Annotated in this window: 20 protein-coding genes, 1 tRNA gene and 1 pseudogene; 12 read left to right on the top strand and 10 right to left on the bottom strand. The window is 67.9% G+C overall.

The genetic code is table 11. The features are described 5' to 3' along the window. Positions 1–37: 37 nt before the first annotated feature. Positions 38–1,102: a GGDEF domain-containing protein gene (locus ACW9UL_RS07115; RefSeq protein WP_457789759.1), complete on the top strand. Its 1,065-nt coding sequence runs from the start codon at positions 38–40 to the stop codon at positions 1,100–1,102. Positions 1,103–1,133: 31 nt separating this feature from the next. On the opposite strand, the gene ACW9UL_RS07110 is transcribed toward ACW9UL_RS07115, so the two are convergent. The 3 genes from ACW9UL_RS07110 to ACW9UL_RS07100 all read right to left on the bottom strand — a co-directional run bounded on the left by ACW9UL_RS07110 (position 1,134) and on the right by ACW9UL_RS07100 (position 2,520). Continuing rightward, positions 1,134–1,460: a hypothetical protein gene (locus ACW9UL_RS07110; protein WP_457789757.1), complete on the bottom strand. Its 327-nt coding sequence runs from the start codon at positions 1,458–1,460 to the stop codon at positions 1,134–1,136. 87 nt (positions 1,461–1,547) lie between these two features. Then, positions 1,548–1,623, bottom strand: a tRNA-Thr gene (locus tag ACW9UL_RS07105). 54 nt (positions 1,624–1,677) lie between these two features. Then, entirely contained in the window at positions 1,678–2,520 is an 843-nt protein-coding gene (locus ACW9UL_RS07100) for a CvfB family protein (protein ID WP_457789755.1), read from the bottom strand. 239 nt (positions 2,521–2,759) lie between these two features. On the opposite strand from ACW9UL_RS07100, the gene ACW9UL_RS07095 reads away from it, so the two are divergent. Then, on the top strand, positions 2,760–2,951 hold the full coding sequence (locus tag ACW9UL_RS07095) for a PFL_1563 family small protein (RefSeq protein WP_021441765.1): 192 nt from the start codon (positions 2,760–2,762) through the stop codon (positions 2,949–2,951). 45 nt (positions 2,952–2,996) lie between these two features. Here the strand turns inward: ACW9UL_RS07095 and ACW9UL_RS07090 are convergent, their stop codons facing one another. After that, positions 2,997–4,142, bottom strand: coding sequence for a PQQ-dependent sugar dehydrogenase (locus ACW9UL_RS07090; RefSeq protein WP_457789753.1), 1,146 nt, complete (start codon positions 4,140–4,142; stop codon positions 2,997–2,999). 89 nt (positions 4,143–4,231) lie between these two features. Next, positions 4,232–4,957, bottom strand: coding sequence for a substrate-binding periplasmic protein (locus ACW9UL_RS07085; RefSeq protein WP_457789751.1), 726 nt, complete (start codon positions 4,955–4,957; stop codon positions 4,232–4,234). A 146-nt stretch (positions 4,958–5,103) separates the two neighbouring features. Between ACW9UL_RS07085 and ACW9UL_RS07080 the strand changes: the two genes are divergently transcribed. Beyond that, a complete protein-coding gene (locus tag ACW9UL_RS07080; protein WP_122107460.1) occupies positions 5,104–6,081 on the top strand; it encodes a zinc-dependent alcohol dehydrogenase family protein in 978 nt (325 codons plus the stop codon). Between the two features lie 86 nt (positions 6,082–6,167). On the opposite strand, the gene ACW9UL_RS07075 is transcribed toward ACW9UL_RS07080, so the two are convergent. Next, a complete protein-coding gene (locus tag ACW9UL_RS07075) occupies positions 6,168–7,496 on the bottom strand; it encodes a spinster family MFS transporter (protein WP_457789749.1) in 1,329 nt (442 codons plus the stop codon). Between the two features lie 277 nt (positions 7,497–7,773). Between ACW9UL_RS07075 and ACW9UL_RS07070 the strand changes: the two genes are divergently transcribed. Next, positions 7,774–9,960 (top strand): hypothetical protein, encoded by a 2,187-nt coding sequence (locus ACW9UL_RS07070; protein WP_397496391.1) that lies wholly within the window; start codon positions 7,774–7,776, stop codon positions 9,958–9,960. Positions 9,961–10,018: 58 nt separating this feature from the next. Beyond that, positions 10,019–12,199 (top strand): putative bifunctional diguanylate cyclase/phosphodiesterase, encoded by a 2,181-nt coding sequence (locus tag ACW9UL_RS07065; protein WP_457789747.1) that lies wholly within the window; start codon positions 10,019–10,021, stop codon positions 12,197–12,199. Positions 12,200–12,343: 144 nt separating this feature from the next. Here ACW9UL_RS07065 and ACW9UL_RS07060 read toward each other — a convergent pair whose 3' ends face one another. Both ACW9UL_RS07060 and ACW9UL_RS07055 read right to left on the bottom strand, forming a co-directional pair. Further along, on the bottom strand, positions 12,344–13,138 hold the full coding sequence (locus ACW9UL_RS07060; protein ID WP_457789745.1) for a hydroxypyruvate isomerase family protein: 795 nt from the start codon (positions 13,136–13,138) through the stop codon (positions 12,344–12,346). Continuing rightward, entirely contained in the window at positions 13,135–14,025 is an 891-nt protein-coding gene (locus tag ACW9UL_RS07055; RefSeq protein WP_397496388.1) for an NAD(P)-dependent oxidoreductase, read from the bottom strand. The genes ACW9UL_RS07060 and ACW9UL_RS07055 overlap by 4 nt, the downstream gene beginning before the upstream one ends. A 138-nt stretch (positions 14,026–14,163) precedes the next feature. On the opposite strand from ACW9UL_RS07055, the gene ACW9UL_RS07050 reads away from it, so the two are divergent. The 6 genes from ACW9UL_RS07050 (at position 14,164) to ACW9UL_RS07025 (ending at position 18,581) form a co-directional block, all read left to right on the top strand. After that, the gene (locus ACW9UL_RS07050; RefSeq protein ID WP_457789742.1) at positions 14,164–15,015 is read left to right on the top strand and encodes a putative selenate ABC transporter substrate-binding protein; all 852 of its coding nucleotides are present in this window, start codon (positions 14,164–14,166) and stop codon (positions 15,013–15,015) included. Beyond that, positions 15,012–15,815: a phosphonate ABC transporter ATP-binding protein gene (locus ACW9UL_RS07045; protein ID WP_122107467.1), complete on the top strand. Its 804-nt coding sequence runs from the start codon at positions 15,012–15,014 to the stop codon at positions 15,813–15,815. Before ACW9UL_RS07050 ends, ACW9UL_RS07045 begins: the two co-directional genes overlap by 4 nt. After that, positions 15,809–16,636: a PhnE/PtxC family ABC transporter permease gene (locus ACW9UL_RS07040; protein ID WP_122107468.1), complete on the top strand. Its 828-nt coding sequence runs from the start codon at positions 15,809–15,811 to the stop codon at positions 16,634–16,636. The genes ACW9UL_RS07045 and ACW9UL_RS07040 overlap by 7 nt, the downstream gene beginning before the upstream one ends. Next, positions 16,633–17,397, top strand: coding sequence for a phosphonate ABC transporter, permease protein PhnE (gene phnE, locus ACW9UL_RS07035; protein WP_397496386.1), 765 nt, complete (start codon positions 16,633–16,635; stop codon positions 17,395–17,397). Before ACW9UL_RS07040 ends, phnE begins: the two co-directional genes overlap by 4 nt. Before the next feature lie 91 nt (positions 17,398–17,488). After that, positions 17,489–17,968 (top strand): VOC family protein, encoded by a 480-nt coding sequence (locus ACW9UL_RS07030; protein WP_457789740.1) that lies wholly within the window; start codon positions 17,489–17,491, stop codon positions 17,966–17,968. Positions 17,969–18,128: 160 nt separating this feature from the next. Next, positions 18,129–18,581: a MerR family transcriptional regulator gene (locus ACW9UL_RS07025; protein WP_457789738.1), complete on the top strand. Its 453-nt coding sequence runs from the start codon at positions 18,129–18,131 to the stop codon at positions 18,579–18,581. A 69-nt stretch (positions 18,582–18,650) separates the two neighbouring features. Here ACW9UL_RS07025 and ACW9UL_RS07020 read toward each other — a convergent pair. After that, positions 18,651–19,187 (bottom strand): annotated as a pseudogene (locus tag ACW9UL_RS07020) (acetoacetate decarboxylase (ADC)); the annotation flags it as partial. A gap of 80 nt (positions 19,188–19,267) precedes the next feature. Between ACW9UL_RS07020 and ACW9UL_RS07015 the strand changes: the two are divergent. Beyond that, positions 19,268–20,509, top strand: coding sequence for an NADH:flavin oxidoreductase/NADH oxidase family protein (locus ACW9UL_RS07015; RefSeq protein ID WP_457789736.1), 1,242 nt, complete (start codon positions 19,268–19,270; stop codon positions 20,507–20,509). A 353-nt stretch (positions 20,510–20,862) separates the two neighbouring features. Here ACW9UL_RS07015 and ACW9UL_RS07010 read toward each other — a convergent pair whose 3' ends face one another. Continuing rightward, on the bottom strand, positions 20,863–22,911 hold the full coding sequence (locus tag ACW9UL_RS07010) for a pyridoxamine 5'-phosphate oxidase family protein (RefSeq protein ID WP_457789734.1): 2,049 nt from the start codon (positions 22,909–22,911) through the stop codon (positions 20,863–20,865). Positions 22,912–22,958 lie beyond the last annotated feature (47 nt).

The raw sequence follows: 22,958 nt of genomic DNA, 5'->3' as shown, positions 1-22,958 counted from the left end.
TCTGCATGCTTGCCACATAACAACGACAAGAACGCTTATGGCCATCAAGACTGCCCGCTTGCTCAAGCGCCTGCGCGAAGATTTCCAGCTGTCGATCATCACCCTGATGGGCCTGTTCGGCGTCCTGGGCATCTCCCCCTACGCCGTGTACCGCCTGCTGCACGGCAACTACCTCGTGGGCATAGCCGACACCATCATCGTGCTCTCCACCCTGTTCGCCGTGTTCTACGCCTGGCGCACCCGCGACACGGTCAAACCGGGCATCTACCTGGCCACGGTGTTCTCCATCGGCTCGACGCTGATCGCCATCAACCTGGGGGTCAACGGCCTGTTCTGGATCTACCCGCTGATCCTCTTCAACTTCTTCATGGTCACCCCCCGCAAGGCCCTGCTGGCCACCGCCCTGGTGCTCGCCTGCCTGGTGGCGCACGCCCTGCTGGTGCCCGGCAGCGTGTTCGACAGCCACTACCAGATGGTCTCCTTCCTGGTCACCGGGATGATGGCCAGCGTGCTCAGCTTCATCTTCGCCGTCCGCACCCGCACCCAGCGCGACCAGTTGCAACTGCTGGCCATCCACGACCCGCTGACCGGCGCGCGCAACCGCCGGGCGATGAACGAGGAACTGAAGATCGCCATGTCCAGCCACCGCCGCCACAGCGACAGCTTCGGCCTGCTGGTGATGGACCTGGACCACTTCAAGCAGATCAACGACCGCTTCGGCCACCACATCGGCGACCAGGTGCTGGTGGCCTTCGTCGAACTGGTCAAGCGCTGTTCGCGCAAGGAAGACCGCCTGTTCCGCTTCGGCGGCGAGGAATTTCTCCTGCTGCTGCCCAACACCGAACTCGACGGCCTGCATGCCGCCGCCCAGCATCTGCTGAAGCGCGTCGAGAGTGAACTGGAAAGCCCCGGCGGGCCGGTGACGGTGTCCATCGGCGGCGCCATCCTGCGCAGCGGCGAACATTGGGAAAGCTGGCTGCAACGCGCCGACGAGTGCCTCTATCAAGCCAAGAGCAGCGGCCGCAACCGCGTGGTCATCGACCGCAACGAACCCGCACCACAAGGGACCGCCGCCCACCACGCCGCGGAGCGCCGGCGCTGACGCCACACCCGCCTGGCGAGGCCGACCGCACTCAGCGGCTGCGCTGCTGCTGGTAACTGCCGCTGCCGGGTTGCAGTTCCAGACGCAATCCGCCGGGATACTCGATGCTCTGCCGAATGCCGCCGCGTACCTCGCTGGCATGGCTGCCGTAGCGGCTCTCCTCGCGCAGCGGCGCCTGCGGCAGACGCTGGCCGCCATAGAGATCGTACTGCTGAAAATGCGCCGAACCGGACACACTGCCGCTGGCGCCGGGGCTGACATAGCTCTTGGGAATCACCCGGATCGGCTGCGTGACATCGGCCCAGGAAGGCAAGGCCCATGCACAGAACAGGATCGGCAGCAGCAGTCGGACCAACATGGGCACCTCACAGGCAGAACCAAGGTTCCCGGCATTCTACGCCCGAAAACGCCAAGGGCCTGCATCGCTGCAAGCCCTTGGGTTGGATGGTGCCGGAAACAGGAGTCGAACCTGCGACCTTCGCATTACGAATGCGCTGCTCTACCAACTGAGCTACACCGGCGGAAGACGGCGGCATTATGCGAGTTGGCGCGGCGCGACTCAAGCCGCTGGCGGCTCAGCTGTCGAGCAGTTCGATGCGGTCGTCGTGGATGCGGATCAGCCCCTGCTTGTACAGGCCGCCGATGGCCTTCTTGAAGTTGCCCTTGCTGACGCGAAAATGTTCGGCGATCAGCTCGGGCGGGCTCTTGTCGCCCAGCGCCAGGCTGCCGCCCTGGGCGCGCAGGCGTTCGAGAATCTGCTCGCCGAGGCCGCTGGCCGCCTCATGGCCCACCGGCTGCAGGCTCAGGCTGATCTTGCCGTCGGCACGCACTTCCTTGATATAGCCCTTCTCGCGCATGCCGTTGCGCACGAACTTGAACAGTTCGTTCTTGTGGATCAGGCCCCAGTGCCGGCCGTTGATGATGGCCTTGAAGCCCAGGTCGCTGCGCTCGACCACCAGCAGATCGACCTCCTGGCCCACCTGGTAATTGGCCGGGGTCTTGTCCAGATAACGGTCCAGACGCGCGGTGGCGGTGAGGCGGCGGGTGCGTTTGTCCAGGTAGAGGTAGACCACGCAGTAATCGCCGAGCTGCAACGGACGCTTCTCTTCGGAGTGCGGCAACAGCAGGTCCTTGGCCAGGCCCCAGTCGAGAAACAGGCCGATGCGGTTGATATCCACCACCTTGAGGCTGGCGAACTCGCCGAGCTGGATCTTCGGTTTCAGGGTGGTGGCGATCAGCTTGTCTTCGCTGTCGAGGTAGAGGAACACGTTGAGCCAGTCGTCCACCTCGCTCGGCGTGTCCTTGGGGATGTAGCGCTTGGGCAGGAGGATTTCGCCGTCCGCACCGCCGTCCAGGTACAGACCGAAGTCGGTGTGCTTGACCACCTGCAAAGAATTCATCCGCCCGATTAAGGCCATCGCGTTCCACCTCGCCAAAACAGCCGGCCATTCTACCCGAGTTCGGCTGTGCCAGGGTTACGCACACGGTTAATCGACAGCCGGTCGAAAAGTGCTTTAAGTGCCTTGAAAACAAGCGATTAGCCGGCATCCAGGGCCTCGACGAGCGGCCCCGCCAGAGCGACCCCAGACGATTAGGCGAGCAGGCGGCGCCCCGATCAGGCACAATGGCCGACCGCCCATCGTCGAGAGATAAGGTCATGGCCACCCTGCGCGTCAAGTCGTCCACCAGCAAAGTCAGCAAGCCGGCCCCTGCCGTGGAAACCCGCGAGTCCATCGAGGCCCAGGTGGCGGCCTTCCTCCAGGGCGGCGGCGAGATCCAGCAGATCGCCAAGGGCGTCAGCGGCCAGACCTACGGCGGCACCCGGCAGATCACCATCAGCAAGAAGTAATGCCCGCGGGTGCGCAGCGCGCACCCGGCATCCCCCTCCCCCGCGTTACTCGCGCGCCAACCCCAGGCGCAGCAGTCGTCCGTCGCTCGCATCCGTCAGCACATAGAGAAAGCCGTCCGGCCCCTGGCGCACGTCGCGAATGCGCGCCTTGAGCGGTTGCAGCAGACGCTCCTCGTGCACCACCTTGTCGCCGTCGAGCTGCAGGCGGATCAGCGCCTGGCCGGCCAGCGCGCCGATGAACAGGTTGTGCTGCCAGGCCGGGAAACGCTCGGCGTCGTAGAAGGCCATGCCGCTGATGGCCGGCGATTTTTCCCAGACGTGGTGCGGCGGCTCGGTGCCGGCGACAGCCTCGCCCTTGGCCTCGGGAATCGGCAGCAGCGAGTAGTTGATGCCGTGGGTCGCCAGCGGCCAGCCGTAGTTCTTGCCCGCCTCGGGGATGTTGATCTCGTCGCCGCCGCGCGGGCCGTGCTCGTGGCTCCACAGGCGGCCGCTCCAGGGATTGAGCGCCGCGCCCTGCTGGTTGCGGTGGCCGTAGGACCAGATTTCCGCACGGGCGCCGGCCTGGCCGACGAAGGGGTTGTCCGCCGGGATGCGCCCGTCGGGATGGATGCGCACCAGCTTGCCCTGCAGCTTGTCCAGCTCCTGCGCGGTGGGGCGCTGGTTGTTGTCGCCGAGGGCGATGAACAGGTGGCCATCGCGGTCGAACACCAGGCGCGAGCCGAAGTGCGTGCCGCTGGACAGCTTGGGCTGCTGGCGGAAGATCACCTCGAAGCCCTCCAGCGCCGTGGCATCGGCGGACAAACGGCCGCGCCCGACCGCCGTGCCGGCCGCACCGTCACCGGCCTCGGCGTAGGACAGGTAGACCAGACGGTCGGCGGCGAAATCCGGCGACAGCACCACGTCGAGCATACCGCCCTGGCCCACCGCGAACACCTCGGGCACGCCGCCCAGCGGCGCCGACAAGGCGCCGTCCGGAGCGATCCGGCGCAGGCGCCCGGGACGCTCGGTCACCAGGTAACCCTGGCCGTCCGGCAGGAAAGCCAGGCCCCAGGGGTTGGCCAGCCCCTCGGCAACGGTCTCGATCTGCAGCTGCCCCAGCTCGCTGGGCAGTTGGCGGGACTCGGCCAGGCTCGCCTGGCTGCTCAGCAGCGCTGCCAGGCCAAGGCTGGCAAGCAGGTGTGGACGCAACATCGGGGCTCCTCCATGCGAGTCGCGGAACGAGTCCGCATAGTGCTACAGCGGTAGGGCCGAGACAGCCCCGCAAAAGGTTTCGCCAGGTTTCAGTCGCTCAGGTAGCGACGCTCGATCAGCTGATAAGCACCGCTCGCGCGCAACTGGCGCAGGCCCTGGTCGAAGCGCTGGCACTGCGCCTCCAGGCGAAAGCCGACCCGGTAGGCGGTGGGGGGAAACAGCGGGTACCAGGCCAGCGGCTGACTGACATCGACCTGCTCGGCCACCTCGCGATTGAAATACTGGATGATCCGCGGATCGCCGATCACCACCTCGACCCGGCCGCTGTAGAGCAGGCGGTTGCGATTGATCTGCAGGGCCTCCTCGCGGTAACGCGGATTGCCCTCGGCCATGCGTTGGAACTCCGCGCCCAGCAGCAGGCGGGCGCGCTGGAAGGCGCTGACCGAGTAGCCGCCCAGGTCGGCGATGCGTTCGATGCGGTAGCCGCGCGCGGCCAGGGCGACCGCGGCGTTGTGGTAGTGGATATAGATGTCCGAGTAGAAGGCCTCGACGCCGCTGCGTTCGTTGGTGGTGGTGATGGCGTCGATCTCGCCGCGGCGCAGCATCAGGTGCAGGCGCTCCATGGGCGCGTAGTAGGCCGCCATGTCGAACCCCGCCAGGTGCGCGGCGCGGTCCACCAGCTCGTATTCCAGACCGCGCGGCTCGCCCTCGAACACGTAGGGCGGCTTGTGCGTGCCGAAACCGACGCGCAGCGTCTCGCCGCACGCCCCCGCGGCCAGCCACAGCAACAGCACACCTACCCAGCATCTGCACATGCCACGTCCCTGACTCGAACGAGCCCTGAGCATAGACGGCGCCGGCCGCCCATCACCAGAGTGGATGCACGGCGATTCATTCCGCTTTGCCCGCGCGCGGCTAGACTGGCTCCACGCATTTCTGCGCCTGCCCCAGGAGAATCATCATGCTCAAAGCCCAATACCAGCAACGCGGCCCGGTGCCGCAGGACGTGATCGAAGCGGTCGAGCTGCAATTGCCAGCGCCGGCCGCCGGCCAGGTGCGGGTCAAGGTGCTGGCCGCGCCGATCAACCCCTCCGACGTGCTGACCCTGACCGGCGCCTACGGCATGCTGCCGCCGCTGCCGGCCATCGGCGGCAACGAGGGCGTCGGTCGGGTCGAAGCGCTCGGCGAGGGCGTCGGCAACCTCAAGGTCGGCCAGAACGTGCTGCTGCCGGTGGGCTGCGGTACCTGGGTCAGCGCCCTCAATGCGCCAGCCGACAAGCTGATCCCGCTGCCGGACGCCGACCCGCTGCAGCTGGCCATGCTCACCGTCAACCCGCCGACCGCCTCGCTGCTGCTCAGCGAGTTCGTCGACCTCAAGCCGGGCGACTGGGTGATCCAGAACGCCGCCAACTCCGGCGTCGGCAGCTACCTGATTCAGCTGGCCAAGCTGCGCGGCTTCAAGACCATCAACGTGGTGCGCCGCGAATCGGCCGTGGCCGGCGTCGAGGCCGAAGGCGGCGATCTGGTGCTGGTGGACGGCCCCGACCTGGCCAAGCGCGTGCGCGCGGCTACCGGCGGCGCCGACGTGCGCCTGGGCATCGATGCGGTGGGCGGCGCCAGCACCGACCATATCGCCGCGACCCTGTGCAACGGCGGCGTGCTGGTCAACTACGGCATGATGAGCGGCCAGCCGTGCCTGGTATCGCCGGCCTCCTTCGTGTTCCGCGACGTCACCCTGCGCGGCTTCTGGCTGGCCAAGTGGTTCCAGCAGGCCACGCCAGCCGAACAAATGAAGGTGTTCGGCGAGCTGGTGCAGCTGATCGCCGGCGGCAAGCTGAAGACCCGCGTCGCCGCCACCTACGACCTGGCCCATATCAAGGACGCCGTGGCCGCGGCCGCCAGCGGCGAGCGCGACGGCAAGATCCTGCTGGTGCCCTGAGATGGGTGCGCATGGCGCACCCTCCCCCCCGAAGTTCACACGGCGCCCCTACTCCCGTAGGGTGCGCCGTGCGCACCATCCAACGATCAAGCCAAAGCAGCCCCAGCCAACCCCTCGCGCATGCGCAGCGCATCCTGCTGGAAGCAGCGGGCGGCCTGCAGCAGCGCCAGCAGGGTGAGAAACAGCGCCACCGGAATCAGCAGCATGGCGTCGTGCAAACCGACGGCCTTGAACGCCTCGCTCATCTCACTGGCGCCGGCCGCGTGCATGGCCGCCTGGGCGTAGTGATCCGACAGCCAGCCCACCGCCAGTGGGCCGAGGCCGCCGCCGAGCAGGTACAGGCCGGCGAAGAACAGGGCCATGGCGGTGGCGCGCAGGCGCGGCTCGACCACGTCCTGGATCGCCGTGTAGACGCAGGTGTAGAAGTTGTAGGAGAACAGCCAGCCGAGGCTGAACAGGCCGACGAACAGCGCCGTGTAGATGCGCCCGGCGCTCAGTGCCCAGGCGGTGCAGAGGCAGGCCAGCAGCATGCTGAAAGCCGCGAACAGCAGACGGCCATTGGCCCAGCGCTGGTGCACCTTGTCCGCCAGCCAGCCGCCCAGGGTCAGGCCGAGCAAGCCGGTCAGCCCGACTATCACCCCGGTGGCCATCGCCGCATCCTGCAACTGCAGACCGAAGTAGCGCTGCAGCATCGGCACCATGAAAGAGTTGCAGGCATAGGAGGCGAAGTTGAACGCCAGCCCGGCCAGCACCAGCCACCAGAAGGTACGGATCGCCAGCACCTTGCGCAGCGGCTTGTCCACCGGCGCGCTGCTGACCCGGGTGCTCTCCGCCGCACCGCGCGCCGGCTCGCGGATAAAGAACAGGAACAGGGCGAGGATCAGCCCCGGCACGGCGGCGATCAGAAAGGGCGCGCGCCAGCTGTCGAAGGCCTGGACCATGGCGCCGATGGTGAAGAAGGCCAGCAGCAACCCCAGCGGCAGGCCGAGCATGAAGATGCCCATGGCTCGCGCGCGCTTGTGCGCCGGGAACAGGTCGCCGATCAGCGAGTTGGCCGCCGGCGCGTAGCTGGCCTCGCCGATGCCGACGCCCATGCGGATCAGCAGGAAGCTCCAGAAATTCCAGGCCATGCCGTTCAGCGCGGTCAGCCCGCTCCAGGCGGCCAGGCCCCAGCCCATGATCTTGCGCCGGGCGCCGGTGTCGGCCATGCGCCCCAGCGGCACCCCGGCCAGGGCGTAGACGATGGTGAAGGCGGTGCCGATCAGCCCCAGCTGCAGGTCGCTGAGGCCCCATTCCAGGCGGATCGGCTCGATGATGATGGCGGGGATGGTGCGGTCGAAGAAGTTGAACAGGTTGGCGAGGAATAGCAGGAACAGGATGCGCCAGGCGTTGGACGCTTGCTGGTTGGGCTGCATGGCAATCTCTCTTGTTGTTGTCCACGTCGGGCCTACTGCGGTGGCGCCTACCTTGGCAGCACCGGCCGAACCTTGGGTGAGGGGCAATCTAGAGGCTTTGCCGCGGCTTGTCTGCGACTATTCGCTGGATTTATGCACATCGATGGGGTGTTGACGCCAAAAAATCGTCCATATCCAGCTGGAATAATGCGAAGCGCTTTATTCCGTGCTAGAACCATGGAGCTGGCCAATTCATGGCCAATGGCCAATACCCCACCGACTCGCCGGACTGTCACCGATGAAAACCAAGAAAGACGCCGTTGCCGCCGCCAAGGAAGCCACCCTGGCCGATCTCGCCGACACCCTGCTGGTGCCGCCCGCTCCGCTCGCGCTGCCGGTGCGCGGCGATACCGGCGAGCAGTACCTGTATTTCACCGAACGCGACATCGAGCGCATCCTCGATAACCTCGACGGCCTGCGCAACCTGGTCTTCCCCCTGGGCGAGCCACTGGACGAGGGCGAGTCGAGCCGCATCCAGCAGTTCCCCTCGGTGTGCCTGATCGGCCTCGGCCGCTGCGGCTCGAACATCGCCCTGGACGTCGCCTCGCTGGTGTACAACGCCCGCCAGTTCTACCTGGAGGAATTCCACAGCGAGGCCACCGCCGCCGCCGAGCAGGCCTCGCGGCCCAGCCGCTGGATTCGCAGCAACCTGCTACGCGCCCCACACAAGAGCAGCAAGCCGGTGTTCCTGATCGAGCCGCTGGTGATGCTCGGCGACCTGGACAAGGACATCGAGGGCCGCATCCGCTTCTCGCGCAAGGGCGAGATGAGCGGCTTTCTCGACGACTACAGCAAGATGAAGATCATGGACCTGTCCGAGGTGCATGCCGGTGGCGCCGGCAACGCGCCGATCCTCGGCCAGTACCTGGCCAAGATCATCCTCAACAAGGACACCCAGCGCTTCTCCAACGAAGACTGGAAGTTCATCCACAGCTACCTGATCGACTCCTGCGGGATCAAGGCCAACCAGTCGCGCCTGTACTTCTATATCTTCAGCGCCGGCGGCGGCACCGGCTCGGGCATGGCCTCGGAGTTCGGCCTGGCGCAGCAGTTCGCCTACATGAGCAAGACCTTCGACAGCAAGGCCAACGTGGACGACGAGGCGCAGCGCGACCACGGTTTCGTCTTCGAGCCGATCTTCACCAGCGGCATCTGCATCCTGCCGAACATCTCCGACCAGCGCAGCGAGATGTCCGAAGCGCTGCACATCAACGCCGGGCGCCTGCTGTGCAAGTACCTGGCCGAGGAGTGGGACTTCTCCTACAACTTCGACAACGAGCAGAGCAGCGCCGAGAGCGTGATGCGCCGCATCCGCCCGTGGAACGCGATGATGCTGATCTCCAACGACATCATGCGCTACGCCGAGGAGAGCGGCGACGGCAGCATCCACAACATCGACGTGACCGCCATGGAGCGCCACGCCAACCAGTACATCTCGCAGCAGATCTTCAACATCCTCACCGCCCAGGCGGTCACCGGCGACTACGACCAGAACTACTTCCGCCGCGCCGGCATCGACATCGGCGAGACCATCCGCCTCGACGCCAACGACCTGTTCATGAGCCTGGCCGGACCGGTGGCGGTGGCCTACGCCGAATCCGTGGTGCCCGAACAGCCGGCCCAGCTCTCGGAGAAATTCCGCGTGCTGGACAAGGAGCAGCACGCGCCGCGGCTGAACATCGACGACCTGTTCTTCCGCTCCATCGACCTGCCGCACTTCAACAAGGTGACCCAGGCCATCGAGGGCATCAGCCTGCTGCCGATCGAGTCCAAGCGTTATCGCCAGGCCCTGGAGCAGTACAAGGCCAGCGGCTACGACGCGACGCAGCTGAGCGAGCTGCACTTCTTCAAGAACTGCTCATCGGTGGTGTCCATCGTCTCCCTGCCCAAGGACTACAAGCTGTCCTACATGGACCTGAACCGGCTCAAGACCCACCTCAACAACCTCTTCCCCAACACCACGCTGAAACGCTACGCCCTGGTGATCGGCGCCTCGGCCAACCTCTCGCTGACCACCCTGATCGTCAAGAGCCCGTGCCTGTCCGACGACTTCCTGACCCTGATCGTCGCCTACATCAAGCGCTGCTTCGCCCGCGACCAGTACCGCTTCGACGACAGCCTGGACGACGCCATGCTCGACTTCATCGTCGCCGAGCACTTCGACGAGGCCAAGCTCGATACCATGCTCAACGAGCACGAGGACCCGGCGAAGATCCTCGACACCAACTGGTACGCGATCAAGCCGATGTACGAGAAGAAGTACCGCGAGCTGATCCACGACGCCGACAAGTTCGTCTCGATCAACGACATCCGCCTGAGCCGCGGCAGCGTCAAGCAGGCGATCAAGTACCTGCGCGAGATCTACCGCCACCGCATCGGCAAGACTCGGGTGATCTCGCTCAACGATTACGGTAAAAGCGACTGACTTGGCACGTTTGTGCTTGACTGAGGAGGGCGTCGGGGCTGCACTGCGGGGGGTGGCTATGGATGGGTGGTCGATTCGGTTTCTCGCGCAGCTGCCCGAGCAGGGCCAGCTGCTGCTGGACTGCAGCCACGATCCCTGGCTGACGGTGCTCGCCTACCTGGTCGCCACGGCCGGCAGCCTGGGCACCCTGGCGATAGTCGAGCACCTCGACCAGGTGCCGCAGCGCGGCATGCGCCTGGCCTGGGGCCTGGTCGGCGCGCTGTGCCTGGCCGGCGGCATCTGGTCGATGCACTTCATCGGCATGCTGGCCTTCCGCGCGCCGCTGGCCATCCACTACGACCTGGCCACCACCCTGCTGTCGTTGCTGGTGGCCCTGGCCGCCGCCCTGCTCGCCCTCTACTGCATGGCCCAGCGCGACGCTGGCCTCGGCCGCCGCGCCCTGGCCGCAGCGATCATCGGCCTGGGCATCGCCGCCATGCACTACAGCGGCATGGCCGCCATGCGCTCGACTGCGCAGGCCTACTACCACGGCGGGCTGTTCGCCCTGTCCATCGTCATCGCCATCGGCGCCAGCCTCGCCGCGCAGCTGCTGGCCCATCATCGGCGCAGCAGCAGCGCGCCCTACCGCCACTGGCTGAAGTACTCGGCCGCGCTGGTGATGGGCGCCGCCATCACCGCCATGCATTTCACCGGCATGGCGGCGCTGCACCTGGTGGTGCCGCAAGGCGCCACGCTCGAGGTGCAGGGCGCCGACAATAGCCTGCAGCTGGGGCTGAGCGTGGCCGCCATCACCCTGGCGGTGGTCGCCCTGAGCCTGGTGGCGTCCTGGGCCAACCGCAAGCTGGACGACAAGGAGCGCGACCTGCAGCGGGTCAACCACCTGCTGGCGCAGCTCGACCAGGCCAAGGCCTCGCTGGAACAGGCGGCGCACTTCGACCCGCTGACCGAGCTGCTCAACCGCCGCGGCTTCAACCGGGTGTTCGCCGCCACCCTGGAGGAACACGCCATAGTCGGCCGCGGCCTGGCGGTGATGTTCCTCGACATCGATCACTTCAAGCGGATCAACGACACCCTCGGCCACGCCGCCGGCGACGACCTGCTGCGGGTGGTCGCCCAGCGCATCCGCGGCGCCCTGCGCGAGCGCGACCTGATCGCCCGCTTCGGTGGCGACGAGTTCTGCGTGGTCGCCAGCCTCGACAGCAACGCCGCGCCGCGCGCCCTGGCCCAGCGTCTGCTGGAGCAGATGAAGGAACCGATAGAGCTGGCCGGACGCAAGATCGTGATGACCACCAGCATCGGCATCAGCCTGTTTCCGCGCGACGGTGGCGGCGCCGACGAGCTGCTCAAGCACGCCGACCTGGCGCTGTACCAGTCCAAGGGCAGCGGACGCAACGTGGTGCACTTCTTCAACCCGCACCTGAAACAGAAGGCCTCGTTCGAGCTGCAACTGGAGGAAGACCTGCGCCAGGCGCTGCAACAGGACAACGGCCTGACCCTGTTCTACCAGCCGATCATCGACCTGCGCAGCGGCGCCCTGCACAAGCTGGAGGCGCTGGTGCGCTGGCGCCACCCGCAGCACGGCCTGCTCACCCCGGAGCGCTTCATCGCCATCGCCGAGACCAACGGCTTTATCGACCAGCTCGACGACTGGGTGCTGCGCCGCGCCTGCCACGACCTGCGCGGCCTGGGCGAGATGGGCTATCCGGGGCTGAAGGTGGCGGTCAACTGCTCGGCGCTGAACCTGGGCAACGACCAGTTGCCCGGACGCATCGCGCAGATCCTGCACCACAGCCGCTGCCCGGGGCAGAGCCTGGAGCTGGAGGTCACCGAAAGCGCTCTGCTGAGCAATATCAACCGCGCCATCGGCCTGCTGGAGAGCATTCGCGCCCTGGGCGTGAGCCTGTCGATCGACGATTTCGGCACCGGCTATTCGTCCCTGGCCTACCTGCGCCGCCTGCCGCTGGACACCCTCAAGGTCGACCGTTCGTTTATCCAGGACCTCGCCGCCTCCAGCCAGGACCGCGAGATCGTCCACGCGATCATCGCCATGGCCCACGCCCTGCGCCTGAAGGTGGTGGCCGAGGGCGTGGAAACCAGCGAGCAACTGGCCTTTCTGCAGGAGCGCGACTGCGATCAGGTGCAGGGCTACCTGTTCAGCAAGCCGCTGCCGCTGGAAGAGATCGTCAGCCTGTTCCCCCCGCACTACCGGCCGCTGGAGCGGGTGGGCACGCGCTTCTAGCGCCAGCCCTCCCCGAAGTGCATCCGGGCTCCGTCCTATCGACCGAAACGCGCCGAGCCAAAAAGCTCGCCGCTGAAGCGTCGCCTACATCAGCGGCACAGATACGGTGGGAGGGGCTTTAGCGGCGACGCGGAAAAGCGCCATTCAAACACCGCCCGCGTACTCCCTGAACGGCTGCAACCAGCCCAGGCTGGCCTGGGTACCCGCCTCGCCCGGTTTGTACTCCGCCCCCAGCCAACCGCCGTAGCCGCTCTCGCGCAGCGCACGCAGCAACGCCGGGAAGGCCAGCTCGCCGGTGCCCGGCGCACCACGGCCGGGGCAGTCGGCGAACTGCACGTGGCCGATGCGCCCGGCCAACAGGCGCATGCCAGCGGCCAGGTCCAGCTCCTGACGGGCCATATGGTAGAGGTCGTACTGCGCCGCGAGATTCGGGTGATTCACCGCGCGAAGCAGCTCGTCCAGCTGCTGAGGGGTGTTGATCAGGAACCCCGGCATGTCGATGGGGTTGATCGCCTCCACCAGCACGCGGATGCCGAGCAGGGCGAAGGCCTCGGCGCTCTGGCGCAGGTTGGCGGCCAGGCAATCCAGTGCCTGCTCGCGGCTGACGCCCGCGGCCAGGCGCCCGGGCAGCACGTTGACGCAGGCCGGGCGCGCCATGGCGGCGTAGGTCAGCGCCTGCTGCAGGGCGGCGTCGAACTCGGCCTGACGCGCCGGCACCGCGGCCAGGCCAGCGCCGCCGCTCATCAGGTCGCCGGCCGGCAGGTTGATCAGCACCAAGGGCAGGCCGGCACGCGCCAGCGCCTCCTGCAGGGCGATGGCCGGCAGCTCGTAGGGAAACTGGATCTCCACGCCGTCGAAACCGGCCGCCGCGGCCGCCTGGATACGCTCGCGCAACGGCAGCTCGATGAACAGCAGCGACAGGTTGGCGGCGATCTTCATGCCTCGCTCCCGCGTAGCAGCTCGACCAGGGTGGCCGGGTCGCGCTGCAGATTGCCCTGGCTGCCATGCAGGCGCATCAGCTGCGCCGCCAGGCCGCTCATCGGCGTGGCGCTGCCCTGCTCGCGCGACAGCTTGACCGCGGTGTCGAGGTCCTTGAGCAGGGTGCGCACGTGCCACTTGACCGGCTCGAAGCGGCTCTCGGCCATCTGCGGGGCGAGGATCTGCAGCGGCTTGGAGTCGGCGAAACCGCCGGCCAGCGCCGGCGCGATCAGGCTGGCGTCGACCCCGGCCTTCTCCGCCAGGGCCACCACCTCGGCGATCACCAGGGCGTTGCAGGCGACGATCATCTGGTTGCACACCTTGGTCACCTGGCCGGCGCCCACCTCGCCCATGCGCGTCAGGCGCTGGCCCAGGTGGGCGAGAATCGGCCGCACCCGCTCCACATCCTCCTCGCGGCCGCCGGCCATGATCGCCAGGGTGCCGGCCTCGGCGCCGGGGGTGCCGCCGGACACCGGCGCATCGACCCAGCGCATGCCGGTGCGCGCCTGAAGCTCCGCCGCCATCTCGCGGGTGGCGGCCGGCTCCAGGCTGGAGAAATCCACCAGCAGCTGGCCGGGCCGCGCGCCCTCGACTATGCCGCCGGGGCCGAACACCACCTCGCGCACCACCTCGGTGTTGGCCAGGCAGAGCATCACCACGTTGGCCTCGCGGCACAGCTCGGCCGGCGTCTCCACTCGGTGCGCGCCCTGCGCCAGCAGTGGCGCGCACTTGTCCGGCGAGCGGTTCCACAGGGTCAGCGGGTAGCCGGCGGCGAGCAGGCGGCGGGTCATCGGCAGGCCCATCAGGCCGATCCCGGCGAAGGCCAGGGCGGGCAGCGTAGCGGTCATCGAGCAGCTCCTGAAACAGGGGAAAAACGCCATCTTAACCACAGAGTCAGGCCGGCGGCAGCGCAAGCCTGCTGCATCCTGGCCCTCGGCTCACTATACTCCGCGCGCTTTCCCCGCTATTGAACCGGAGAACCCGTCATGCTCAAGCACACCCTGGCGCTCGCCGCCGGCCTCGCCCTGTCCGTTTCCGCCGTCTTCACCCAGGCCGCCGAGGTCCTCAAGGTCTCGGCCATCCCCGACGAAGCCCCCACCGAACTGCTGCGCAAGTTCAAGCCGCTGGGCGCCTACCTCGAACAGCAGCTGGAGATGAAAGTCGAATTCGTCCCGGTGGCCGACTACGCCGCAGTGGTCGAGGCGCTGGCCGCCGACCGCGTCGACATGGCCTGGCTGGGCGGCTTCACCTTCGTCCAGACGCGCCTGAAGACCGGCAACGCCGTACCCCTGGTGCAGCGCGCCGAGGACGAGCAGTTCACCAGCAAGATCATCAGCGCCGACCCGGCGGTGAAATCGCTGCAGGACCTCAAGGGCAAGACCTTCGCCTTCGGCTCGGTGTCCTCCACCTCCGGCAGCCTGATGCCGCGCTACTTCATGCTCAAGGACGGCATCAAGCCGGAAGACTTCTTCAGCCGCATCGCCTACTCCGGCGCCCACGACGCCACCGCCGCCTGGGTCCAGGCCGGCAAGGCCGACGGCGGCGTGCTCAACGCCAGCGTGTGGGACAAGCTGGTCGCCGCCGGCAAGGTCGACGTCGACAAGGTCAAGGTGATCGCCACCACCCCGCCCTACTACGACTACAACTGGACCGTGCGCGGCAACCTCGACGCCGAGCTGCAAGGCAAGATCAAGGCCGCCTTCCTCGCCCTCGACCCGGCCAACCCCGAGCACAAGGCCATCCTCGACCTGCAGGCCGCCAGCCGCTTTATCGAGACCAAGGTCGAGAACTACGCCGGCATCGAGGAAGCCGCTCGCGCCGCCGGCCTGCTCAAGTGAGCATCGCCCTGCGCGGCGTGGGCCTGACCCACGCCGACGGCACGCGGGCGCTCGACGGCATCGACCTGAGCCTGGCGCCCGGCGAACGGGTGGCCATCATCGGCCCCTCGGGCGCCGGCAAGACCAGCCTGCTGCGCCTGCTGGCGAGCAACCTGGCGCCCAGCAGCGGCCAGCTCGAACTGCTCGGCGAAGATCCCTGGCGCCTCGGCAACCGCGCCCGCCAACGCCTGCGCGCGCGCATCGGCCTGATCCACCAGGCGCCGCCGCTGCCGCCGCGGCAACGGGTGGTCACCGCGGTGCTGGCCGGCAAGCTCGGCCAGTGGCCGCTGGCCAAGGGCCTGCTCAACCTGCTGCACCCGCTCGACGCCGCCGGCGCCCAGGCCGCCCTGGCGCGCCTGGATATCGCCGACAAGCTGTTCCAGCGCTGCGACCAGCTGTCCGGCGGCCAGCTGCAACGGGTCGGCATCGCCCGCGTGCTGTACCAGGCGCCACAACTGATCCTCGCCGACGAGCCGGTGTCGGCCATGGACCCGGTGCTGGCCGGCCACACCCTGGCGGTGCTCAACCAGGAGGCGGCCAGCCGCGGCATGACCCTGCTGGCCAGCCTGCACGCGGTGGAGCTGGCCCTGGCACATTTCCCGCGGGTGATCGGCCTGCGCGACGGGCGCATCGTCTTCGACCTGCCGCCGGCGGCCATCGAGCCGGCGGCGCTGGAGGCGCTGTACGCCAACGAACAGCTGCAGCCGCTGCCGGCCTCGCTGCCGGTGCAGCCGCTCACGGTACAGATCCCGCGATGCTGAGCCGCTCCCCGCGCGACCCGGCCGCCCTGCCGCGGCTGCTGATCACCCTGCTGGCGCTGCTGCTGTTGTGGCCGGGGCTCGGCTTGAGCGAGCTGAACCTGGGCGTGCTGTTCGACGGCGACAACGCCCGCAGCATGGGCAACTTCCTTGCCGACTTCTGGCCGCCGGCGCACGACGGCGAGTTCCTCGCCCTGCTCGGCCGCGCCACCCTGGAAACCCTGGCCATCGCCACCGCCGGCATGAGCCTGGCGCTGCTGATCGCCCTGCCCGCGGCCCTGCTGGCCAGCCGCGCGCTGTCGCTGTCGGCGCTGCACCGCGGCGGCCGCCCGGCCTGGTGGGCGAACCTGGCACGCTGGCCGGTACGCGGCCTGCTGATCTTCCTGCGCAGCGTGCCGGAGATCGTCTGGGCGCTGCTGTTCGTCCGCGCCGTCGGCCTCGGCCCCACCGCCGGGGTGCTGGCCATCGCCATCACCTACGCCGGCATGCTCGGCAAGGTCTACGCGGAAATCTTCGAGTCGGTCGACGCCCGCCCCAGCCGCGCCCTGCTGCTGGCCGGCAGTGGCCGCCTGAGCGCCTTCGCCTACGGCGTGCTGCCCAATGCCGCGGGAGAGATGCTGTCCTACACCGTGTACCGCTGGGAATGCGCGATCCGCGCCTCGGTGGTGATGGGCTTCGTCGGCGCCGGCGGCCTCGGCCAGCAGATCGACCTGTCGATGCGCATGTTCGCCGGCGGCGAGGTGGCCAGCATGCTGCTGGTGTTCCTCGCCCTGGTGCTGCTGGCCGACCAGCTCAGCCGCCTGCTGCGCGCGAGACTGCTATGAGAACCGGCAACCTGATTCTGCTCGCCGCCCTGATCGCCGCGGTGATCGCTTCCTTCCTCTACCTGGGTATCGACCTGGCCGGCCTGGTCGGCGGCGACAGCCTGGCGCAGATGGCCAGGTACGCCGGCGGCTTTATGCAGCCGGACTTCTCCGCCGCGCACCTGCAGGCCATCGGCCGCGGCGCCCTGGAAACCCTGGCCATGTCCGCCATCGGCACCCTGCTCGCCGCCCTGCTCGGCCTGGCCCTGGCATTGCCGGCCGCCGGACGCTTCGGCGGCTTTGCCCTGCATGCCACACGCCTGCTGCTCAACGCCCTGCGCGCCATCCCCGAGCTGGTGTGGGCGGCGCTGATGGTGCTGGCCGCCGGCCTCGGCCCCAACGCCGGCACCCTGGCCCTGGCCCTGCACACCGCCGGCGTGCTCGGCCGGCTGTTCGCCGAGGCGCTGGAAAACACCCCGCGCGAACCGGCCGAAGCCATCCGCCTGAGCGGCGGCGGGCGCATCAATGCCTTCTGCTACGGCACCCTGCCCGGCGTCTGGCCGCAACTGGTGGCCTATACGCTGTACCGCTGGGAGAACAACATCCGCATGGCCAGCGTGCTCGGCTTCGTCGGCGCCGGTGGCCTGGGGCAGATGCTCTACGTGTCGCTCAGCCTGTTCCAGGAAGCCCAGGCGGCCACGGTAATCCTCGCCATGCTGGTGCTGGTACTGGCGGTCGATGGCCTGAGTGGCTGGGCGCGGCAGAGATGGGTCAGCGCCTGACGACGCGCGAACACTGCAGATCGGTCGCACCGGATCAGCGCCCCACTGCCGTCTAGACTCCTGAGTCTCAACCCATGGCGGGAGACTCAGGATGACCAGCAAGAACACCATCTGCCTCTGGTACAACCGCGACGCCCTGGCAGCCGCGACCTTCTATGCCGATACCTTCCCGGACAGCGCCGTGCTGGCCGTGCATCATGCCCCCGGCGACTACCCCGCCGGCAAGCAGGGCGATGTGCTGACGGTGGAGTTCAGGGTGATGGGCATTCCCTGCCTCGGCCTCAATGGCGGCCCGGCGTTCCAGCACAACGAGGCCTTCTCCTTCCAGGTCGCGACCGACGACCAGGCCGAGACGGATCGCCTGTGGCACGCGATCATCGACAACGGCGGCCAGGCCAGCGCCTGTGGCTGGTGCAAGGACAGATGGGGCATCTCCTGGCAGATCACCCCGCGTGTCCTCACCGCCGCCATCGCCAGCCCCGATCGCGCGGCGGCCAAGCGTGCGTTCGAGGCCATGATGGGCATGAGCAAGATCGATATCGCACAGATCGAGGCGGCGCTGAAGTCCTGAGCCCCGGCGTTTGGCGCCGTGCATTCGGACAACCAGGAAGCGCCCGCGGAGCAAAGGCACGAGCTGGCAGCCTTGCGAGCCAGAGCTGCCGGTTGCCGAGTTAAAGGTTAAAGTTGGGCTTAACCCTTTAACCGGCTTGCAGCACAGGGGCAGCACAGCTATGAAAATCGGCGAACTGGCGCAGCGCACCGGCCTTGCGGCTTCGCGCATTCGCTTCTACGAAAGCATCGGCCTGCTCAGGCTGGTGGAGCGGCAGGCCAACGGTTATCGCAGCTATCCGCAGGAGGCCGTGCTGGTGCTCAACCTGATCACCACGGCGCAGCAGGCCGGCTTCAGCCTCGACGAGCTGCGCACGCTGCTGCCGCAGGACCTGTCGCAGTGGGAGCACGCCAAGCTGCTCGACACCCTGCACGCCAAGGTGCATGACATCGAGGCACTGGAACAACGCCTGGCGCAGAGCAAGACGCACCTGCTGGCGTTGATCGACGAGATCGAAAGCAAACCGGACGACCTCGACTGCGCGGCCAACGCCAAGCGGGTGCTGTCGAAGATGAACCTGGGCGAGACCAGCGAGATGCCCAAACGCGCCGGCAAAACCGGCCAGCGCGCCTGAGGCTGCAATCGCCTGGGGGGCGCCGCGCGCACCAGCCGTTGATGGCTGGCGCACGGCCCACCCAACCTTTCACCGCGGCATCTGCGCCAAGGGCTCGGGCGCATAGAGCGCGCTCTGAAAGTCCGGCACATATTCGTCCTTCATCACCCTGCCCAGCTGCAGCGCCTGGATGTAGCTCGACAGGCTGCCATCGCCGAGCTTGAGGCTCACCGAATTCGCATTCGAGTTGGAGGCATGGCGCAGCTGCCGGGAAACGGCCTAGCCATAGGCCAGCTCGCCGTCGTGGCCGATATTGGTGAAGCTGTTGGTCACCAGCTCGGGGTCGCTGGACAGATCGGCGAGCTTCTCCACCTCGAAGACGAGGTCAAGCCTGCCGGTTTCGCTGTCGGCGATCTCGAAGACGAGGCGCTTGTCGGTCTCGCGATAATCGATGGCGGTCAGCCACTTCGGCAGGTAGTAGCCGACCACGCCCCGCACCCGCGCCAGCTCGGTATTGACCGGCAGCTTGAGCACCCAGCCCCAGAAGTCCTTGGACAGCGACTGGCCGACCAGGCTGATCGGCCCCAGGTTGGCGTTGCCGGGCTTGCTGGTGACGATGGACAGGGCGAATCGCGTGCAAATGCTCATTGACATTAAAGTGAGCTTAAAGGTTAAGGTCGCCTCACTTTCAGCCGAGGAAGCGCCCCATGAACCTGTTCGCCCCCCTTGTCCTGCCCAACGGCTCGATCATCCCCAACCGCATCGCCAAGGCGGCGATGGAGGAGAACATGGCGGACGCCGAGCACGCGCCGTCGGAACAGCTGCTGCGCCTCTACCAGGCCTGGGCCGAGGGCGGCGCCGGCCTACTGATCAGCGGCAACGTGATGGTCGACAGCCGCGCCATGACCGGCCCGGGTGGCGTGGTACTGGAGGACGATGCGCAGCTGGCCAGGTTCGAGCACTGGGCGCGCATCGGTCGTGCTCAGGGCGCGCAGTTCTGGCTGCAGATCAACCACCCCGGCCGGCAGATGCAGGCCAACCTCGGCCAGCCGACCTGGGCACCCTCGGCGGTGGCACTGGAACTGGGCAAGCTGTCCAAGCGCTTCGCCACCCCGCTGGCGATGACCCAGGCGATGATCGACGAGGCGATAGCGCGCTTCGTCCGCACCGCCCGCCTCGCCGAACGAGCCGGCTTCAGCGGCGTGCAGATCCACGCGGCGCACGGCTACCTGCTCAGCCAGTTCCTCTCGCCACTGAGCAACAGGCGCAGCGACCAATGGGGCGGTTCGCTGGCAAACCGCGCGCGCCTGCTGCTGGAGATCGTCAAGGCGGTGCGCGCCGAGGTGGTGCCGGGCTTCGCGGTGGCGGTCAAGCTCAACTCGGCGGATTTCCAGCGCGGCGGCTTCAGCGCCGACGACGCGCAGCAGGTGGTCAGGCTGCTGGGCGAGCTGAAGGTGGACCTGGTCGAACTGTCCGGCGGCAGCTACGAGGCGCCGGCCATGCAGGGCGAGGCCCGCGACGGCCGCACCCTGGCCCGCGAGGCCTATTTTCTGGAGTTCGCCCGCGAGATTCGTGCGCTGGCAAGCATGCCGGTGATGGTCACCGGCGGCATCCGCCGTGCGCCCGTCGCCGAGCAGGTGCTGGCCAGCGGCGTCGAGATGGTCGGCATCGGCACCGCCCTGGCCATCGACCCCAACCTGCCGCGCGACTGGCAGCGCGGGCAGCACAACGCGCCGCAGCTGCCGCCGATCACCTGGGGCAACAAGGTGCTGGCGTCGCTGGCCAACATGGCCGTGGTCAAGCACCAGTTGCGCAAGCTGAGCCAGGGCCGCGACACCCACCCGCGGGTATCGCCGCTGTGGGCGCTGCTCCAGCAGCAGCTGAGCGATATGCGGCGTTCCCGTCAGTACCGGCGCTGGATGGCGCGGCGCGGTCTGGCCAACGGCTAACAGGCCGTCCCAGGCGGGCTGGTTATGGCGATCGCGTCTCTGAACCGGCTCGCAATGGTCCGGCGCTTACTGGCCCGCAGGGTGCGTCGTGCGCACCGCCAGCGAGCGGATGGGTGGAACACACCGCGCCCTACGACAGCGCACTGGCGCTGCCCCCGGCCAGCCATCGCCATAAGCGCGCCAATGCCGAAACGGAGGATCGGCACGTCGGTATTTCCGCCGAAACCAGCAGTTGCGGCAGCAGATACCCGGCCTCGACCTCGCTCTGAGCACAGTACGAGTGGCGCGTGGCCTGGGCGCTGTCGCGCCAGCTGGGAGCGGGATGGGTTTGCCCGTTCATCTCGCCTGCCTCCTCAGAGATCCAGCACCAGCGGCTGCGTGCCGCCTTCGCCCTGCGCCGGCACGGCGCAGCAGATCAGCACGCTGTCGTCTTGCGGCAGCTCGGCGGGCGGATTCGGGTAGTGCACCTGGCCGCTGACCAGACGCGTCCTGCAGGTGCCGCAGGAACCGCCGCGGCAGCTGAACTCGGGGCTCAAGCCGCGGCTTTCCGCCAGCTCCAGCAGGCTGCCGCTGCCTGGCGTCCAGCGCGCCTCCTTGGCCGAGGCGGTGAAGTACACCGGCACCGGCTCGCTCGCCGCTGGCGGCTGCACCAAGGTGGCGGCCTGGCCGTCCGTGCGGCGCGTGAGCGTCGAGGGGCCGAACGCCTCGGCGTGGATGCGCGCGTCGGCGACATTCAAGTCGCGCAGGCCGTCGTAGATCGCCTGGGTAAAGGCGGCCGGGCCGCACAGGTAGAAGTCGTAGTCGTCGAACGCCAGGGCCGCCTTGATCTGCGCCAGATCGAGACGTCCCTGCTGCTCGTAGTCGCGCCCGAGCACGGCATCGCTGCCCGGTGCGCTGAGGGCACGGTGGATGTGGAGCAAGCCATTGGCACGTTGCACCAGCTCGCGCAGCTCGGCCTGGAACGGCAGGTCGGCCAGCGTGCGTGCGCCCTGGAAGAAATGGATGCGCCTGCCCCGCCCCAGCGCCACCTGTTCGCGCAGCATCGACAGCAGCGGCGTGATGCCGACACCGGCGCCGATCAGCACCAGCGGCCGATGGGTGTCGCTGTTGAGGGTGAAGCTGCCCAGCGGCGCACGCACCTCCAGCACGTCCCCGACCTGAACCTGCTCGTGCAGATGCCGCGACATCCGGCCCTGCGCCTTGACGCTGATGCGCAGGAAACCATCCGACGGCGCGCTGGACAGGCTGTAGGTGCGCAGCAGGGTGTCGCCCGCGGCGCTGCTGATGCGAATGGGCAGGTGCTGGCCGGCGGCGAAACTCGGTGCGGCGCCCTGCTCCGGCGCCAGCACGAATGAACGGATATCGCTGCTCTCCTGCTGCAGGCTGAGCACGCGCCAGCGCTGCCACTGATTACGCTGCTCGCGTTCGCGCAGACGCGCATCGGCTTGCGCCCAGGTGCCGGTCATCAGGCTGGTCGGCGCGTACTCATGAAAGGCCCAGCGCAGCGAAGCCGCCGCCGGGCGTAGCACCACCTGCTCGACGTCGAAGGTCCACAGCCGCTCGGCGCCCTCGAAGGCCTGGATCAGCGGGCTGTCGAGAATGATCTCGGCACGGCCGGCCAGCTGCAGCACGTCGCCCGTGGCGAAGTCGACGAACAGCAGGCCGGCGCGCGGATTGACGCTGAGGTTGCCCAGGGTATTGAAGTGCAGGTTGCCGGCGTAGTCGGGAATGGTCAGGCGATTGCCCTCCACCCGCACGAAACCGGCGCGCCCGCCACGGTGGGAAACGTCCACCGAACGACGGCCATCGTCGTGCTCGACGTAGCTGGCGACGAAGAAGGTATCGGCGCCGCGGATCATTGCCGCGCTGCGTGCATCCAGCTCGCTGGCGTCGTGACGCGCGTTCCCCCGTCCATCCGGAGAGCGGCTGTATTCACGCAGCTGGATATATTGCGGGCAGTTGCCGAAGGAATGCTCCACGGCGATCTCCAGGCGCTGCGCCGAGGCCTGGCGGATATGGCCGTTGATGCGATTGCGCCGCCGCGTGTGCAGCTCGATACCCAGCAGGCCGATGGCCTCGCCGGCGCCCAGGCCGGACGTGGCCGGGTCGAGCGGGTCGAGCGCCATGGCGGCGAGATCGAACGCCAGCCGGCGCGGGTCGGGCGAGGTGACGAAGCCCTCCTCGCCCTCGATCAGGGTGGCCCAGGGCTGGCCTGCGCCATCCACGGCACCGGCGATCATGAAGGGCAGTTGACGATAGAAGTCGCGATGCTGGTCCGGCATATGGTCGCGGATAACCTTCTGCCCGAGCACTTCCATGCGCTCGGCGACGCCGACCTTCTCCTGCAAATGCTTTTCACCGGCGTGCCAGGGCGAGTGCCGATGGCTGGGAAGCTGTTGCATGTTCTGCCCTCCACGAGAGGAGCCGCCGGGTAAACCCGGCAGCTGGT

The organism is Pseudomonas sp. PL-6, from assembly GCF_054110165.1.
Note: the sequence above shows the minus strand (reverse complement) of the source record. Positions and strands in the feature narration are given on the sequence as shown.